Source organism: Streptomyces sp. NPDC012888 (assembly GCF_042900645.1).
In the GTDB taxonomy this organism is placed as follows: Bacteria; Actinomycetota; Actinomycetes; order Streptomycetales; family Streptomycetaceae; genus Streptomyces.
Genome location: NZ_JBIBBM010000003.1, coordinates 59673 through 75312, shown reverse-complemented (window position 1 = coordinate 75312; position 15640 = coordinate 59673). Strand labels below are relative to the sequence as shown.

12 protein-coding genes are annotated in these 15640 nt (G+C 74.4%); 1 reads left to right on the top strand and 11 read right to left on the bottom strand.

The window, feature by feature from the left end; all coding sequences use genetic code 11:
- Window positions 1-175: 175 nt before the first annotated feature.
- From mycP to ACFY61_RS05140, 9 genes are all read right to left on the bottom strand, one after another.
- Window positions 176-1336: a type VII secretion-associated serine protease mycosin gene (mycP, locus tag ACFY61_RS05180; protein ID WP_389467163.1), complete on the bottom strand. Its 1161-nt coding sequence runs from the start codon at window positions 1334-1336 to the stop codon at window positions 176-178.
- A gap of 26 nt (window positions 1337-1362) precedes the next feature.
- Window positions 1363-2838, bottom strand: coding sequence for a WXG100 family type VII secretion target (locus tag ACFY61_RS05175; RefSeq protein WP_389467161.1), 1476 nt, complete (start codon window positions 2836-2838; stop codon window positions 1363-1365).
- The gene (locus ACFY61_RS05170) at window positions 2838-3377 is read right to left on the bottom strand and encodes a hypothetical protein (RefSeq protein WP_389467159.1); all 540 of its coding nucleotides are present in this window, start codon (window positions 3375-3377) and stop codon (window positions 2838-2840) included. The genes ACFY61_RS05175 and ACFY61_RS05170 overlap by 1 nt, the downstream gene beginning before the upstream one ends.
- A gap of 113 nt (window positions 3378-3490) precedes the next feature.
- Entirely contained in the window at window positions 3491-5827 is a 2337-nt protein-coding gene (locus ACFY61_RS05165; RefSeq protein ID WP_389467157.1) for a xanthine dehydrogenase family protein molybdopterin-binding subunit, read from the bottom strand.
- Window positions 5824-7866: a 2Fe-2S iron-sulfur cluster-binding protein gene (locus ACFY61_RS05160; RefSeq protein WP_389467155.1), complete on the bottom strand. Its 2043-nt coding sequence runs from the start codon at window positions 7864-7866 to the stop codon at window positions 5824-5826. The genes ACFY61_RS05165 and ACFY61_RS05160 overlap by 4 nt, the downstream gene beginning before the upstream one ends.
- 32 nt (window positions 7867-7898) lie before the next feature.
- Entirely contained in the window at window positions 7899-8774 is an 876-nt protein-coding gene (locus tag ACFY61_RS05155) for an FAD binding domain-containing protein (RefSeq protein WP_389467153.1), read from the bottom strand.
- A gap of 240 nt (window positions 8775-9014) precedes the next feature.
- A complete protein-coding gene (locus ACFY61_RS05150) occupies window positions 9015-10679 on the bottom strand; it encodes a beta-N-acetylhexosaminidase (protein ID WP_389467152.1) in 1665 nt (554 codons plus the stop codon).
- A 169-nt stretch (window positions 10680-10848) separates the two neighbouring features.
- Window positions 10849-11133, bottom strand: coding sequence for a DUF3039 domain-containing protein (locus ACFY61_RS05145; RefSeq protein WP_389467149.1), 285 nt, complete (start codon window positions 11131-11133; stop codon window positions 10849-10851).
- Window positions 11134-11162: 29 nt separating this feature from the next.
- A complete protein-coding gene (locus tag ACFY61_RS05140; protein WP_389467146.1) occupies window positions 11163-11723 on the bottom strand; it encodes a YqgE/AlgH family protein in 561 nt (186 codons plus the stop codon).
- A gap of 306 nt (window positions 11724-12029) precedes the next feature.
- On the opposite strand from ACFY61_RS05140, the gene murA reads away from it, so the two are divergent.
- Window positions 12030-13370: a UDP-N-acetylglucosamine 1-carboxyvinyltransferase gene (gene murA / locus ACFY61_RS05135; protein ID WP_389467143.1), complete on the top strand. Its 1341-nt coding sequence runs from the start codon at window positions 12030-12032 to the stop codon at window positions 13368-13370.
- Between the two features lie 140 nt (window positions 13371-13510).
- On the opposite strand, the gene ACFY61_RS05130 is transcribed toward murA, so the two are convergent.
- Together ACFY61_RS05130 and ACFY61_RS05125 are read right to left on the bottom strand one after the other, a co-directional pair.
- On the bottom strand, window positions 13511-13792 hold the full coding sequence (locus tag ACFY61_RS05130; RefSeq protein WP_030875040.1) for an HU family DNA-binding protein: 282 nt from the start codon (window positions 13790-13792) through the stop codon (window positions 13511-13513).
- A gap of 337 nt (window positions 13793-14129) precedes the next feature.
- Window positions 14130-15554, bottom strand: coding sequence for an NAD-dependent malic enzyme (locus ACFY61_RS05125; protein WP_389467140.1), 1425 nt, complete (start codon window positions 15552-15554; stop codon window positions 14130-14132).
- Between the last annotated feature and the right edge of the window lie 86 nt (window positions 15555-15640).

The window sequence follows — 15640 nt, the reverse complement described above, 5'->3', positions numbered from 1 at the left end:
CGCCGGGGGGCCCGCGGGCCGGCCCTCTCCGGGGGTACACGGGTTTTTCCCCGCGGGGGGGGCCCCCGGGGCCGGTGGGGGGGGGGGGCCGGGGGCCCGCGGGGGCCGGGGGGCCCCTCCGCCATGTCCTGCCGTACGTCCTGCCGTACGTCCTACCCCTACGTCCTGCCGACTCTCAGCGGCCCCTGCCCCGCAGAGCCAGGGCGGTGACACCGCCGCCGAGGAGCACGGCCGCGCCGATGCCGAGCGCGATCCACGGCAGGCTGCTGCCCTCTGCCTCCGGGGCCGCGGCCTGGGACGGCGCGGGGGCGGCCGGGGACTGCGCCGAGCCGGAGCCGCCCGGCGCGGGCGAGCCGGACGGGGCCGCGGCGGCCAGGTCGGGCAGCGGCCACTCGGCGGCGGGCCCGGGGTCGCCGGGGTTGCTCAGCGCGATCCGCGGCCGGACCACGCCGTAGCCGATGTGGTTGTTGCGCTCGACACCGTCACGGGGCTTGCCGGAGGTGTTGAGGAGCACCCGCAGGACCTGGTTGTTGGTCCAGTCGGGGTGTGCCGACCAGAGCAGGGCGGCGGAGGCGGAGGCGAGGGCGGTGGCGTCACTGGTGCCGTGGTTCTTGCACACGCCCGTCTTGCCGCCGCAGGCGGTGACGATGTCGGTGCCGGGCGCGGACAGGTCGACCTGGGGGCCCTTCTGGGACTCGGCGGTGGCGTTGGCCTTCTGGTCGACGGCGCCGACACCGACCACACCGGGGGTGGCCGCCGGGTACTGCACCCGGTTCAGGCCGTCCCCCGAGTTGCCGACGGAGGCGAAGATCAGCTTGCCCTTGGCCAGGGCGTACTTCACTGCCTCTGCGCGGGCGGGATCCTCCTCGGACGTACCCATCGAGATGTTGATGACCTTGGCGTCCGAGTCGGCCGCGTAGCGGATGGCCTGGACCCATGAGGCGCGCTTGCCCGGCTGGTCGGAGACCCGGATCGGCAGGATCTTGGCGCCCGGCGCCAGTCCCATCGCCCCGTCGCCGGAGGGGTGTTTCCCGGTGGCCGCGATGATCGCGGCCATCGTGGTGCCGTGGTTGCTGTGGTCCTTGCGTTCGTCCCCGCCGGCGTCCGGGACGAAGTCCTTGCCGGGGAGGACCTGCCCCTCCAGTTCGGGGACGCGGCCGACACCGGAGTCGATCACCGCGACGGTGACCCCCTTGCCGGTGCTGGTCTTCCACATCTCGTCGGCCTTCATCGTGTCGAGATGCCATTGCTGGGCCCGGATGGTCTCCGCGTGGGCCGGAGTCGCGAGGACCCCGGCCAGCAGCAGACCCGTCAGGACCGTCGTGGCTTTCCGCATGCGCATCTCGTACACAGTCCGTTCGTTCAGTCGATGACCGGCGGGGCGACGCGTCGGCCGCTCTGCCAGGTCGCCTCGTCCTCGGTCAGGTAGTCGGGCCGCTCGCCGCCGTCCGTCTCCTCCCGGCGCGCACCCTGGGCCGGAGCCGCGCCACCGACGACACCGCCGCGGACCAGGCCGGAACCACCCTGGGTGAACGGCCGGGCGCCGACCACGCCACCGGGTGCGCCGACCGGCCGACCGCCGACGATGCCGCCGGGCTGGGTCGCGAGCCGGCGACCTGCCGCAGGACCGCCCTGGGCCCCGACGGGCCCGGCGCCCATGCCGGCGCCGAAGCCGCCGGCCATTCCCGGGCGGCCGGCCGGTGCACGACCGGGCTCGTTGCCGACGACGGTGCCCCGCGGGATCGCCGAGGTCGGCCCCTGGGTGTTGACCGCGCGTCCGCCGTGGATGCCCGGGTCGCGCGGCGGGGCGCCCATGGGGCCGGGCACCTTGCCGAGGGGTCCGGGACCACCCGGACCGGGCATGCCCGGCGGCCGCAGCGATGGGGCCATGGGCGGGGCGACCGGCTTGGCCTGGCCGGTGGGCGGCGTGCCGGTCCTCGGCAGGCCCGTGGTCGGCGGAAGCGTGATCGGGGGCGGGGTGACGTGCGGAGCCGGGCCCGGGCCGGGGCCGGGCGGCGGCGTCACGACCGGCGGCGCCGTCGTGGGCGGCGGCAGCGTACCGACGGTGTCCAGGTCGGTGTCGATGTCCCGGTCCGGCGGCGCGGGGACCACGGGAGCCGGGCCCGGGCCGGGAACGTCCGGGCCGGGGTTCGTCGGCGGCTGTCCGGGAACGAACTCGGGCGCGGGCGCGGGACCGCGCGGGTCGAGGCCGCCGCCCGGTCCGCTCGGGCCACGGGCCGCACCGCCGGCCGGATCTCCGCCACCGCCCGCGCGGCTGATGTCCGATCCGCTGTCCAGTCCGGCCGGGACGAACGTGCTCGGCGCCGGCGGGAACGTCGGGATCGGGGCCGCGTTGATCTGCGTGTAGGACTGCTCGTAGGACTCCGCGACCTTCTTCAGGGCGCGGGCCGCCTCCAGGCGGTCGGCGTTCAGCTTGGCCGTCGACTCCTGGCTGATCTTGGCCGAGTCCGGGTCGTTGTGGTGCTTCTTCGCCGCCGCGAGGTTGTCCGCCGCGGTCTGGTCGTACGCCGGCAGCTCGTGCGCCTTGACCTGGGAGACGGTGTCCGCGGCGCGGACCATCCACTCGCCGCCGGTCTTGCTGTACTCGCCGAGGCGCAGCGTGGCGTTGCCGAGGCTGTTGACCCAGTTCTGGAAGGAGTCGGCGGCCTCGCCCTCCCAGTCCTCGACCTTGTGGTTCTTGAGGTCGTTGCCGATTTTGGTGATCTCGACCTCGGCGTCCTTCAGGAGCTGGCCGCGCGAGCGGATCTTGCCGGCGTCCACGGACGCCAGCATGGCCACCAGGTCCTGGTGCGAGTAACCCTCGAAGTTCGTCGCCATCAGTGGCCACCTCCCGACGTGCTGCCGTCGCCGTTGTCGGGCTGCGGCTGCTGGCCCGTCTGCGTCTCGTTCTTGTGGTTCGCCTTGGCGCCCGGGTCGCGGTCGGGCACGTAGGCCGCTTCCGCGCGCTTCTGGATGGCGCGCATGCGGGCCTTCACGTCCTCGTCCATGTTGTCGTAACCGACTCGGGAGGCCTCGATCGCGATCGACAGCGCCTCGATCTGGTCGGCCAGCACCTTCGAGAGGTTCTCCATCTCGGCGCGGACCTTGTTGTAGGCGGTGTGGAGGTCCTCCGCCTCACTGAAGCCCTTGCCGAGCGCTCCGGAGCCGAGCGTCCCCTCGGCGAACCGGCCGTGGTCCGCGTCGGAGCCCTTCAGCTGGTCGAGGAGCTTGTCGACCCGCTTGCGGTACTCCACCATCGACTGCTTCTCGACGTAGAGGGCCTTGCCCTGCGACGCGATCAGGCCGTTGTTCACGAACGCGCGCATGCTGCCGCCCGGAATCCACGGCTCGCTGCCCACATTCCCGTCCGCTGCCACGCTGGCCTCCCCGTTTCCCGTCCCCGTTCGCATGCGTGCGTGCGTACGACAACTCTATCGAGCGGTCCCGACAGTCCCAACTCCGGGTTGCACGTGCAATGTGGGTCACAGGGTCAGGAGTTGGACACTCCCACGGCCGCGGAGGGCCTGATCGGGAGGCGGTTGACCGGTCGTCCGGTGGCCGCGCGGACCGCGGAGGCGACCGCCGCGGGTGCCGTGACGACCGGCACGGCGCTGGCCGCCTTGGCGCCGAACGGGGCGACCACGTCCCGCTCTTCGACGAGCTTGACGATCCGGACCGCCGGGGCGTCCAGGGCGGTGGGGAGGGCGTATCCGGTGAGGTCCGGGTGGCGCACGAGGCCGGACGCGGTGCGGAGGTTCTCGGTGAGGGCGGCGCCGACGCCCTGGGTGACGCCCGCCTCGATGCGCGCCCGCAGCTGACGGGGGTTCAGTACGCGGCCGACGTCCTGGGCCACGGTGAGTTCGACGACGCGCACCGAACCGAGTTCCACGTCTACGTCGACCACCGCGCGGATCGCGCAGAAGGCCAGCCCCACGAAGGCGTCGCCCTGGCCGTTCGCGTCGAGGGGTTCGGTGGGGTGCGGGCGGCACTGGGCGGTGGCCCAGAGTTCCTTGCCCTCCAGGGCCTCCGCCACGGTGGTCGAGAAGGCCCCGTCGTACGAGGTGATCCGTCCGTCCGCGATCTGCAGCAGCTCGGTGGACATGCCGAACTTGGCGGCCAGCGGCTGGAGCAGCTGCGTGCGGACCATCTTGGCGGCCCGTTCCACCGCCCCGCCGGAGACCCAGGTGTGCCGGCCGTGCGTGGCCGGGCCGGCCGGCGGCTGGTCGGTGTCGGCCGGGGCGACCGTCACCTCGTCCACGCCGAGGACCTCCTGGACGATCTGGCGCGCCAGGGTGGTGAAGCCCTGCCCGGTCTCGACGGCCGCGCAGATGACGGTGGCCTCGCCGCCGTACACCTTGACGGTGGCGGTGGACACCTCGTCGGTGCCCTCCGCCCCCAGCATGTGGACCATGCCGAGGCCGTAGCCGACGCCGCGGCGGACGGCCCCCGGTTCGCCGGCGCCCTCGGGGCCGCCCGGCAGCAGCCACTCCTCCTCCGGGGTGTCCTTGGGGAGGGCCGGGAGCTCGGAGTCGCGGACCGCGCGCAGCAGTTCGGCGACCGGGGCGGGGCAGGTGACGGCCTGCCCGGTGGGCAGCGAGTCGCCGGTGGCGAGGACGTTGCGCAGGCGCAGTTCGGCGCCGTCGATGCCGAGCTGCGCGGCGAGCTTGTCCATCTGGCCCTCGTACGCGGCGCACACCTGCATGGCGCCTTCGCCGCGGACGTGGCCGGAGGGCGGGTTGTTGGTGCGTACGGCCCAGCCTTCGACGAAGGCGTTCGGGACGACGTACGGGCCGCAGGCGAACGCGACGGCGGCGGCCAGGGATTCGGAGGAGGAGTCGGCGTAGGCGCCGGCGTCCATCAGGATCTGCGCCTCGACCTTGACCAGCCGGCCCTCGGCGTCCGCGTGGTGCCGGTAGCGGAGCAGGGTGGGGTGGCGGTGGGAGTGGCCGAGGAAGGACTCCTCGCGGGTGGCGGCGAGCTTCACCGGGCAGCCGGTGCGCAGGGCCAGCAGCCCCAGCGGCAGCTGGAAGCCGGAGTCCTCGCGGTCGCCGGTGGCGCCGGGCACTCCGGTGACGACGACCTTGACCCGCTCGGGTTCCAGGCCGAGGCAGGCCGCGGCGAGGTCGCGGTCGGAGTGGGGGTCGGTGGAGGCCGTGTAGATCTCCACGCCGCCGTCGGGGCGGGGCACGGCGAGGCCGGCCTCGGCGCCGATCGGCGCGGGGTCCTGGCGGCCGATCCGGTAGAGGCCCTCGACGACGACCTCTCCGGTGGCCTCGGGGTCGCCGTAGCTGAGGGGGATGTGCCGGATCAGGTTGCCGTCGGGGTGCAGCGGCGGGGCCCCGAAGGCCTGTTCGGGGTCGGTGACGGGGTCGAGGAGTTCGTACTCGACGGTGATCGCGGCGGCGGCCAGGCGGGCGGCGTCGGGGTGGTCGGCGGCGACGGCGGCGATCGGTTCGCCGTGGTGGCGGACCACGTCGTGGGCGAAGACGGGGCGGTCGGCGATCCGGCGGCCGTGGGTGGCGGCGCCGGGGACGTCGGCCTGCGTGACGACGGCCCGTACGCCGGGCATCCGCGCGGCGGCGCTGGTGTCGATGGAGCGGATCCGGGCGTGGGCGTGCGGGGAGCGCAGCACGGCGGCCCAGAGCAGGCCCTCGGCCCACAGGTCGGCGGCGTAGGGGAAGGTCCCCTCGGTCTTGGCGCGGGCGTCGGCCGGGGGGACGGAGGCGCCGATCCCGCGTTCGGGGGTGGTGCCGTCGGAGTCGGGCGCGGCGGAGTCGGCGGTGACCTTCGGGGTGACGATGGCCGTCGCCGCGTCGCTGGCGCTCACGCCATGCCTCCGTGGTGGTCGTGGTGGTTCGGGTAGTGGGGGCCGGGCTGGTGGACGCCGCCCCCGCCCGGCGGGGCCTGGTGCGGGATCCGGGCTTCGGGGCCCTGGCCGGGCGCGCCGTCCGGGCCGGTGCGTCCGGTGTGGCCGGTGTGGCCGGTGTGGCCGGCGGCGGCCTCCGCGGCTGCCTCGGCCGCGGCGCCGCGCTCGGCGACGACCTCGCGGACCGCGTCCAGCACGCCCTGGTAGCCGGAGCAGCGGCAGAGGTTGCCGCAGAGGGCCTGGCGGGTCTCCAGCTCGCTGGGGGCGTGGTTGCCCTCCAGCAGGTCGTGGATGGTCATGGCCATGCCCGGTACGCAGAACCCGCACTGCACGGCCCCGGACCGGCAGAGCGCCTGCTGGACGTCGGAGAGCTCGCCTTCGGTGGCGAGGCCCTCGACGGTACGGACCTCGGCGCCGGCGGCGGTCGCGGCCGGGACGAGGCAGGAGGCGACGAGCCGTCCGTCCACCTTCACCGCGCACGCCCCGCACTCGCCCTGCGAGCAGCCGTCCTTGGCGCCGGCGAGGCCGAGGCGCTCGCGCAGCACGTAGAGCAGCGACTCGCCGATCCAGGCGCCGGTGACCGGGCGGTCGGCGCCGTTGACGCGCAGGACGTAGGAGGCCAGGGGGTGTTCGCCGGGGCCGGTGTCAGCGGTCGGGAGCAGGTCGGCGGCCGCGGGCTCCGGGACCGGCACCCCCTCGGCGGGGGTGTGCTCCGGGTAGGCGGGCACCGGCTCGGGCCCGGCGGGGCCGTGGTGCGGGGCGTGCGACCGGACGCCGTGGTCCGGGGTCTGGTCCGGGGTGTGCTCCGGGCCGTGTTCCGTCCCCGGGTACGGGTCGCCCGCCGCGGACGGGGGCACCGCGACGCCCTCGGCCGGGGTGTGGCCCGGGTGACCGGGCTCGGGCTCGGCCGTGCCGTGCCCGGGGGTGTGCTCCGGGACGCCGTACGGGTCGGCCGAGGCGTACGCGGGCACCGGGACGCCCTCGGCGGGGGTGTGGCCGGGCCCGGCTTCCGACGCGCCGGGCGGGGGGAACGCGCCGGGCACCGGGTGCGGCCGCTCGGCCGTGGCCACGGCCGGCGCCGCCGCGTGGCTGGCCTCGATGTCGGGGGCCGCGTGGACCGCGTCGCCCTCGGGGAGGCTGCCCACGCCGGGGCCGCCCAGCACGCGTCCGCGTACCGCTGCGGCGTGCGGGGGCACGGCCGCGGGCACGCCGTGCAGCGGTCCGGAGCCGAGGTCCAGCGGGTCGTACGGGTCGACGGTGCCGGGGGCGGCTTCGGGCGCGGCCCCCGGAGCGTCCGCGACGGCGACCGCGGCGGGGTCCGGGGCGCCCGGTCCCGGCTCGGCCGGGCCGGCGGTCCCGACCGCTTCGGGTGCGTAGGCGCGTACGCCGTCGAACTCGGCCTGGCCCGCCCAGGGGGCGGCCGCGCCGCCCGGCAGGGTCGCCGGGGCCTGGGTCCAGTCGGCGACCGGGGCCGGCCACTGCGCGGTGTCGGCAGTCGGGTCCTGGGCCGTGGCGTCCACCGCCTCGGTGAAGTTCCACTCCGCCGTGGCGCCCGGGTCGTGGTACCCGTCGTGGCCGGCCGCCTCGGCGTCGGGGCCCTGCCCGGGCTCCGACGCGGTGCCGGGCTCCGGCCACTGGACGGGGATGCTCCAGGTGCCGGTGGCGGTCGGGTCGGTGCCCACCGCGCCGGCCAGCGGGACGCCCGCCGGGGAGCCCAGCGCGGCCTGCGCCTGCTGTGCGGCCTGCGCCTGCTGCGCGATGGCGGGCGGCACGATCACCGGCGGGACGATGACCGGCGGCACGTAGCCGTGCCCCGGGGCGGCCAGCGGCTCGCCGACTCCGGCCGCGCCGAGCATCTCCTCGGGCAGCTTCACGAAGGCGGTGGCGTCGGAGTCGTACTCGCCGCCCTGCGGTACCGGCTCCCAGCCCCAGGCCGGTGCGCCGCTCCCGTCGCCGTTCGGGCTCCCCTGACCGTGCCCCTGCCCCTGCCCCTGACTCACGTTCCCGTTCCCGTTCGCGTTGCCGTTCCCGCTCATGAGCTCAGTGCCCTCCCGAGGGCCCTCCGTGCCAGCACGGCCACCGTCCGCCGCAGGTGGAGGACGCCGGCCGGAACCGGGTCGCCCTGGTCCGGTACGCACGCGGCCGCGACGTACTCGCCGAAGGCCTCCAGGGCCTCGGGCGCCAGCCGCCGGTCCGCGTCCCAGTCGATCAGCGAGGCCACCCACTGCTCGGCCTCCAGCGGCCGCAGGGGCATCGGCGCGACCGCGCCCACGGCGATCCGCACGCCCCGCCGGGCCGGGTCCAGGACCAGGCCCACGGAGGCCACGGCCCGTCCCGGTCCGGTGCGGCCGGTCGCCTTGAGGAACACCTGCGGCGCGTGCAGCAGCGGCACGCGGACGAAGCCGATCAGCTCGCCGGGCCGGAGCATCTCCCGTCCCGCGAGCAGGTGGGAGACGGGGATCTCGCGCCGGGCCCCGCCCGGACCGGCCACGATCAGCACGGCCTCCAGGGCTGCCAGCACGGGCAGCGCGTCTCCCGTGGGGGCGGCGGTGGCGATGTTGCCGCCGAGCGTGCCCGCGTTGCGGATCTGCGGCGGTCCGGCGGCGCGGGCGGCCGCGGCCAGCGCCGGGATGAGGGCGGCGAAGTCGGGCCGGCCCATCCGCGCGTGGGTGAGGCCGGCGCCGAGCAGCGCGTGCCCGTCCTGGTACTGCCAGCCGCGGATCTCGCTGATCCGGCTGAGGCCGACGAGTCCGGCGGGCCGCAGCAGGCCGGCGTTCACGGCCGCCATGAGGTCGGTGCCGCCCGCGACGGGAACGGCGGCGGGCATGGCGGCGAGCGCCGCCACCGCCTCGTCGAGCGTGACGGGCAGTGTGACGGACTGCGTCGCCTGCGGTGCGTGCGTGGTCAACCCGGCTGCCCCTTCCCGATGTCCCGGCGCTCACGCCTGTCCGCCGTACGGTACGTGCTGACGACCGGGACGTGGCAACTCTGGCACATCTTCCGAACCACACCGGCGCGAGGGTGGCCCGGGCGCCCCCCGTTGGCGGCTCCCCCTCCGCCCTTCCCGGGAGGCCCCGCCGCACGCGGGAAGAAAGGTCCCTTTTCTTCCCCCGCAACCCACTTGGGCGGAGAGTGCCGATTGACGGCGTCACGCCTTCGGGGGTGCCCCCTCGACCGGACGTCCGGGCACCCCTGGCCGCCGCTGCCGGGGCAGCGGCCCCTCCGGCCGGCGGTAGTCGACCCCCAGCGCGTCCAGCCGCGGGTAGTGCGCCCCCATCCGCTCCTCGAACCGCGCGAAGTCCCGCCGCTCCGGCGCCGGCAGCGCCGACCACACCACCTCGGCGAACGCCGCCAGCCGCGGGAACACCTGGTAGTCCACCCGGCCCTGGTCCTGCGTCACCTCGGTCCACATGTTGGCCTGCGCGCCCAGTACGTGGCGGGCCGCCTCCGCGGACAGCTCAGGCGGTACCGGCTCGAACCGGTACACGTCCTCCAGGGAGCGCACGTACCCGATCGGCATCGGCTCGTCCGCGCCGCCGTCCTGACGGTGGTCCAGGTACACGTGCTGCTCCGGGCACATCACCACGTCGTGCCCGGCGCGGGCGGCGGCCGTCCCGCCCGCGTACCCGCGCCAGGACGACACCGCCGCCCCCTCCGCCAGGCCGCCCTCGAGGATCTCGTCCCAGCCGATCAGGCGCCGCCCGCGGGCCGCCAGCCAGTGGTCGAAGTGCCGGACGAACCAGGACTGCAGGCCGTCCTCGCCGTCCACGCCCAGCTCGCGGATGCGTTCCTGCGCCGTCCTCGACTTCCGCCACTGCTCCTTGGGGCACTCGTCGCCGCCGACGTGCACGAACGGCGACACCTCGGCCGGGAACAGCTCCAGCAGCTCCTCGAAGACGCCCTCGTAGAAGCGCAGTACGGCCTCCGTCGGCGCCAGGACGTTCGGGTTGATGCCCCAGTCCTCCCACACGCCCAGCGCGGCCGTGTCCACCACATCCGTGTTGCCGAGCTCCGGATAGGCGGCGATGGCCGCCTGCGAGTGCCCCGGGAGGTCGATCTCGGGCACGATCCTGACGTGCCGTTCGGCGGCGTAGGCGACGATCTCGCGGATGTCGTCCTGGGTGTAGAAGCCGCCGTGCGGGGTGTCGTTCCAGAGGTCCGAGGTGCCGTGGCCCCACTTGCTGCGCGCCCGCCAGGCGCCGACCTCGGTGAGCCTCGGGTGACGCCTGATCTCGATCCGCCAGCCCTGGTCGTCCGTCAGGTGCAGGTGCAGCACGTTGAGCTTGTGGGCGGCCAGCAGGTCGATCCAGCGCAGCACCCCCTCCTTCGGCGTGAAGTGGCGGGCCACGTCCAGCATCATGCCGCGCCAGCCGAACCGGGGCGCGTCCTCCACCGTCCCGTACGGCAGGCTCCAGACCCGTCCCGGCAGCGGCGCCCTGCGGTACGCGTCGGGGCCCAGCAGCTGACGCAGCGTCTGGGCGGCCCAGAACAGGCCCGCGGCCGTGGCCCCGGTCAGCCGCACACCGTCCGCGCCCACGGCGAGCCGGTACGCCTCGGGGCCGGACCGCTCGGCCAGCTCCGTGTCCAGGGCCAGCCGTACGCCGGCGGGCGCGCCGGGGCGGGGGCCCTCCGCGGCGGGCGGCAGCGTCCATCCGGTGGCCGCGCCCAGCTCGCGGCGCAGCCAGCGGGCGACCCCCTCGGTGCCGGGAGCGGCGGTGAGGACCGGCTCGGGCGGGAGGGTGAGGCGCTGCGCCCCGGGGCGCAGCTCGACGGCCGAGGGCAGGGGGATCAGGCCCGGGGGCGTGTGGTCCATGCGGAAACCCTTCGCAGCAGCGCGTTGCGCCCTGCGCAACAGCCGTTCCGCACAGCGCTCGTCCCCGCCGACCCTAGTACGCGAAAGGCCCCCGGGGGGCGCCGTTCGCGCACCCCGGGGGCCTTGGTCCTGCGGGAACGGGCCGTTCCGCCCGGCCGCGCCGGCCGTACTACTTGTCCTTGCCGCCCTTGTCCTTGTCGCCACCCGCGCCCATGGACTCGTAGATCTCCTTGCACATGGGGCAGACGGGGTACTTCTTCGGGTCGCGGCCCGGTACCCAGACCTTGCCGCAGAGCGCCACGACGGGGGTCCCGTCGAGGGCGCTCGCCATGATCTTGTCCTTCTGGACGTAGTGGGCGAAGCGCTCGTGGTCGCCGTCGCCGTGGGAAACCTGCGGCGTCGGCTCTACGAGGGTTCCCGTGCCAGTCCCGCGGTCGGGCTCAAGAGTGCTCATGAAAACAAGGGTACTGAACCGGGCGGGGCTCAGTTGAGCGACGGGTCGTCGGGGTAGGTGGCCACCATCGCGAGCTCGCTGCGCTGCCTCCGGAGCACCGCCCGCCAGAGCTGTTCCGGTGCCGGGAAGGAGATGTCGCCCGGCTCGGACTCCACCACGTACCAGGCGCCGTCGCCCAGCTCGTCCTCCAGCTGGCCGGGGCCCCAGCCCGAGTAGCCGGCGAAGATCCGCAGCGAGCCGAGGGCCCCGCTGAGCAGTTCCGGCGGCGCCTCCAGGTCGACCAGGCCGATCGCGCCGTACACCCGGCGCCAGCCGACCGGACCCTCCTCCCCGGGGATCACCGCGATGCCGAGGGCGGAGTCGAGGGCGACCGGGCCGCCCTGGAAGACCACTCCCGGGTCGCCGGCCAGCGCCGCCCAGGGCAGCAGGATGTCACCGACGCCCACCGGGGTGGGCCGGTTGAGGACCACGCCGAGGGACCCCTGCTCGTCGTGGTCGAGCAGGAGGACCACCGCGCGGTCGAAGTTGGGGTCCGCAAGGGCGGGTGTGGCCACGAGCAGCCGTCCGGTGAGGGAGGACACCTCGGTCATGCCGCAATGATCCCGCACATTCGCCGTCCGGGGGGAGCGGACGGAGCAGTACGCGGCACGCACGGACCGGGGCGCACTGCTGCAGAGGAGGCGCGCGCGCCGTGGCGTTCGGGTGGTTCCTCACGAGCCCGCGGAACGCAACCCTCCGCCATTTCCCGGGCACTCAGGGTGTTGTGGCGAATTCATGACAGTCCCGCGGCCGCGTCGGCCTTACGAACAGGGGGTCGGCGACCCTTACCCTTTTCCCTGGCCCCTGCCCACGCCCCCTGGCTCCCGGGGGGACCCCCGACTCGGAACGCGAGATACATGACCGGCACAGACGATGTCCTGCTTGTCCACGGCGGCACCCCGCTGGAGGGCGAGATCCGAGTCCGAGGCGCGAAGAACCTCGTGCCGAAGGCCATGGTCGCCGCTCTGCTCGGAAGCGAACCCAGCCGCCTGCGCAACGTCCCCGACATCCGTGACGTCCGGGTGGTCCGCGGCCTGCTCCAGCTGCACGGCGTGACGGTGCGCCCGGGTGACGAGCCCGGCGAGCTGGTGATGGACCCGACCCACGTGGAGAGCGCGAACGTCGCCGACATCGACGCGCACGCGGGCTCCTCCCGGATCCCGATCCTGTTCTGCGGCCCGCTGCTGCACCGCCTCGGCCACGCCTTCATCCCGGGCCTGGGCGGCTGCGACATCGGCGGCCGGCCGATCGACTTCCACTTCGACGTGCTGCGCCAGTTCGGCGCGACCATCGAGAAGCGCGAGGGCGGCCAGTACCTGGAGGCCCCGCAGCGGCTGCGCGGCTGCAAGATCCGCCTCCCCTACCCCTCGGTCGGCTCGACCGAGCAGGTGCTGCTGACGGCCGTACTGGCCGAGGGCGTCACCGAGCTGTCCAACGCGGCCGTGGAGCCGGAGATCGAGGACCTCATCTGCGTGCTGCAGAAGATGGGCGCCATCATCTCCATGGACACCGACCGCACCATCCGGATCACCGGTGTGGAGCGGCTGCGCGGCTACAACCACAAGGCGCTCCCGGACCGCCTGGAGGCCGCCTCCTGGGCGTCCGCGGCGCTGGCCACCGGCGGCAACATCTACGTGCGCGGCGCCCAGCAGCGCTCGATGATGACCTTCCTCAACACCTACCGCAAGGTCGGCGGCGCCTTCGAGATCGACGACCACGGCATCCGGTTCTGGCACCCGGGCGGCCCGCTGAACGCCATCGCGCTGGAGACCGACGTGCACCCCGGTTTCCAGACCGACTGGCAGCAGCCGCTGGTGGTCGCCCTGACCCAGGCCGCCGGCCTGTCCATCGTCCACGAGACGGTGTACGAGTCCCGGCTGGGCTTCACCTCGGCGCTCAACCAGATGGGCGCCCACATCCAGCTGTACCGGGAGTGCCTGGGCGGCTCGGCCTGCCGCTTCGGCCAGCGCAACTTCCTGCACTCGGCGGTCGTCTCCGGCCCGACCAAGCTGCAGGGCGCCGACCTGGTCATCCCGGACCTGCGCGGCGGCTTCTCGTACCTGATCGCGGCCCTGGCCGCGGAGGGCACCTCGCGGGTGCACGGCATCGACCTGATCAACCGGGGCTACGAGAACTTCATGGAGAAGCTCGTGGAGCTCGGCGCCAAGGTCGAACTGCCGGGCGGCGACGTGGTCTGACGGGCCCGCCGTCCGGGCCCGTACGGCCGAAGGGCGGCCACCCCCTCGCGGGGGTGGCCGCCCTTCGGCTTCGTGCCGCGCCGTGCGGCCCGGCCGGGCCCCGGGCGGGGCCCGGGGCGGGAGCCGTCACGGCAGGGGCCTCACTTGCCCTTGGCGGCTTCCTTGAGCTTGGAGCCCGCGGAGACCTTCACGCTGTAGCCGGCCGGGATCTGGATGGGGTCGCCGGTCTGCGGGTTGCGCGCGGTGCGAGCGGCACGGTGGGTGCGCTCGAAGGTCAGGAAGCCGGGGATGGTGACCTTCTCGTCGCCCTTGGCGACGACCTCGCCGATGGTCTCGGCGAGCGCGGCCAGAACGGCGTCGGCGTCCTTGCGGGTCACCTCGGCGCGCTCGGACAGAGCGGCCACCAGCTCACTGCGGTTCATGTTGTACTCCCGTGTTCAACTTGCCAATGAGGCGTGCCACGCGGCAGAGCCGCATGTTTGGCACCAGCGAAGCCGATGCTGCCAGGGCCCTCGGACAGTCCCCGGACCCGGGTCTGCCGTCAGACCCTCGCGCCACAGTCACGCATCCTGCCCCCACCTGCGGCGGGAAAGCCAATCCGGCACCCGCCAGGGTCACACGAAAAGCGCCACGGTCACGCCGCGGTAACGCTCCGTCCGCACCAGTGGGGAGGCTCGGGGATGCGGAACCGCGGACCTCGCGGGCATCCCCGCAACCCTAGAGGCGGTCCGGCGGCCCCGCATCCCGCGACGCGCCGGTTCAGGCGGACGCGGGCGGCGCCACAGCGGCGGTGGCGGCCTTGCGGACGGCGCCCGCGACGGCGCCGGCGACCTTGTCGTTGAAGACCGAAGGGATGATGTAGTTCGCGTTCAGCTCGTCCTCGCCGACCACGTCGGCGAGGGCGCTCGCGGCGGCCAGCATCATGTCGGTGTTCACGGTCCGCGACTGGGCGTCGAGCAGGCCGCGGAAGACGCCCGGGAAGACCAGCACGTTGTTGATCTGGTTCGGGAAGTCCGACCGGCCGGTGGCCACGACGGCGGCCGTCTGGCGGGCGATCGCGGGGTCCACCTCGGGGTCCGGGTTCGCGAGCGCGAACACGATGGCGCCCTCGGCCATGGCCGCGACGTCCTCCCCGCCGAGCACGTTCGGGGCGGAGACGCCGATGAAGACGTCGGCCCCGACCACGGCCTCCTTGAGGGTGCCGGTGTAGCCCTCGGGGTTGGTGTTGTCGGCGATCCAGCGCAGCGGGGAGTCGGCGTCGGCGTCCACCAGGTCGGGGCGGCCGGCGTGGACGACGCCGTGCACGTCGGCGACGACGGCGTTCTTCACGCCGGCCGACAGCAGCAGCTTCAGGATGGCCGTACCGGCCGCGCCGGCACCGGACATGACCACCTTGACGTCGCCGATGGCCTTGCCCACCACGCGCAGGGCGTTGGTGAGGGCGGCGAGGACCACGATCGCGGTGCCGTGCTGGTCGTCGTGGAAGACGGGGATGTCGAGGGCCTCGCGGAGCCGGGCCTCGATCTCGAAGCAGCGCGGCGCGGAGATGTCCTCCAGGTTGATGCCGGCGAACCCGGGGGCGATCGCCTTGACGATCGCGACGATCTCGTCGCTGTCCTGGGTGTCCAGGCAGATCGGCCAGGCGTCGATCCCCGCGAACCGCTTGAAGAGGGCCGCCTTGCCCTCCATGACGGGCAGCGCGGCCTTCGGGCCGATGTTGCCGAGGCCGAGGACGGCGGAGCCGTCCGTCACGACTGCGACGGAGTTGCGCTTGATGGTGAGGCGCCGGGCGTCCTCGGGGTTCTCGGCGATCGCCATGCACACGCGGGCCACGCCCGGGGTGTAGATCATCGAGAGGTCGTCACGGTTGCGGATGGGGTGCTTGGCCGCCATCTCGATCTTGCCGCCGAGGTGCATCAGGAAGGTGCGGTCGGAGACCTTGCCGAGGGAGACGCCCTCGATGCCGCGCAGCTTCTCGACGATCTCGTCCGCGTGCGCCGTGGAGGTCGCGGCGATGGTGACGTCGATACGGAGCTTCTCGTGGCCGGAGGCGGTCACGTCGAGGCCGGTCACGGAGCCGCCGGAGGACTCCACCGCGGTGGTGAGCTGGGAGACCGCGGTTCCGCTCGCGGGCACCTCCAGGCGGACCGTCATCGAGTACGAGACGCTGGGCGCCGTTGCCATGGCCGGTTTCCTCTGCTTTCCCTGTGTTCGCTGTACACGGGCCCGCGCACGGCAGGTGCGGCAGGACCTGTTGTCCGATCGTCCCA

Bases quoted from the DNA above. Each gene is read 5' to 3' on its own strand.
- murA (WP_389467143.1), top strand. From the start codon at position 12,030: ATGACCGGCACAGACGATGTCCTGCTTGTCCACGGCGGCACCCCGCTG.
- ACFY61_RS05150 (WP_389467152.1), bottom strand. From the start codon at position 10,679: ATGGACCACACGCCCCCGGGCCTGATCCCCCTGCCCTCGGCCGTCGAG.
- ACFY61_RS05130 (WP_030875040.1), bottom strand. From the start codon at position 13,792: ATGAACCGCAGTGAGCTGGTGGCCGCTCTGTCCGAGCGCGCCGAGGTG.
- mycP (WP_389467163.1), bottom strand. From the start codon at position 1,336: ATGCGGAAAGCCACGACGGTCCTGACGGGTCTGCTGCTGGCCGGGGTC.
- ACFY61_RS05125 (WP_389467140.1), bottom strand. From the start codon at position 15,554: ATGGCAACGGCGCCCAGCGTCTCGTACTCGATGACGGTCCGCCTGGAG.
- ACFY61_RS05175 (WP_389467161.1), bottom strand. From the start codon at position 2,838: ATGGCGACGAACTTCGAGGGTTACTCGCACCAGGACCTGGTGGCCATG.
- ACFY61_RS05145 (WP_389467149.1), bottom strand. From the start codon at position 11,133: ATGAGCACTCTTGAGCCCGACCGCGGGACTGGCACGGGAACCCTCGTA.
- ACFY61_RS05140 (WP_389467146.1), bottom strand. From the start codon at position 11,723: ATGACCGAGGTGTCCTCCCTCACCGGACGGCTGCTCGTGGCCACACCC.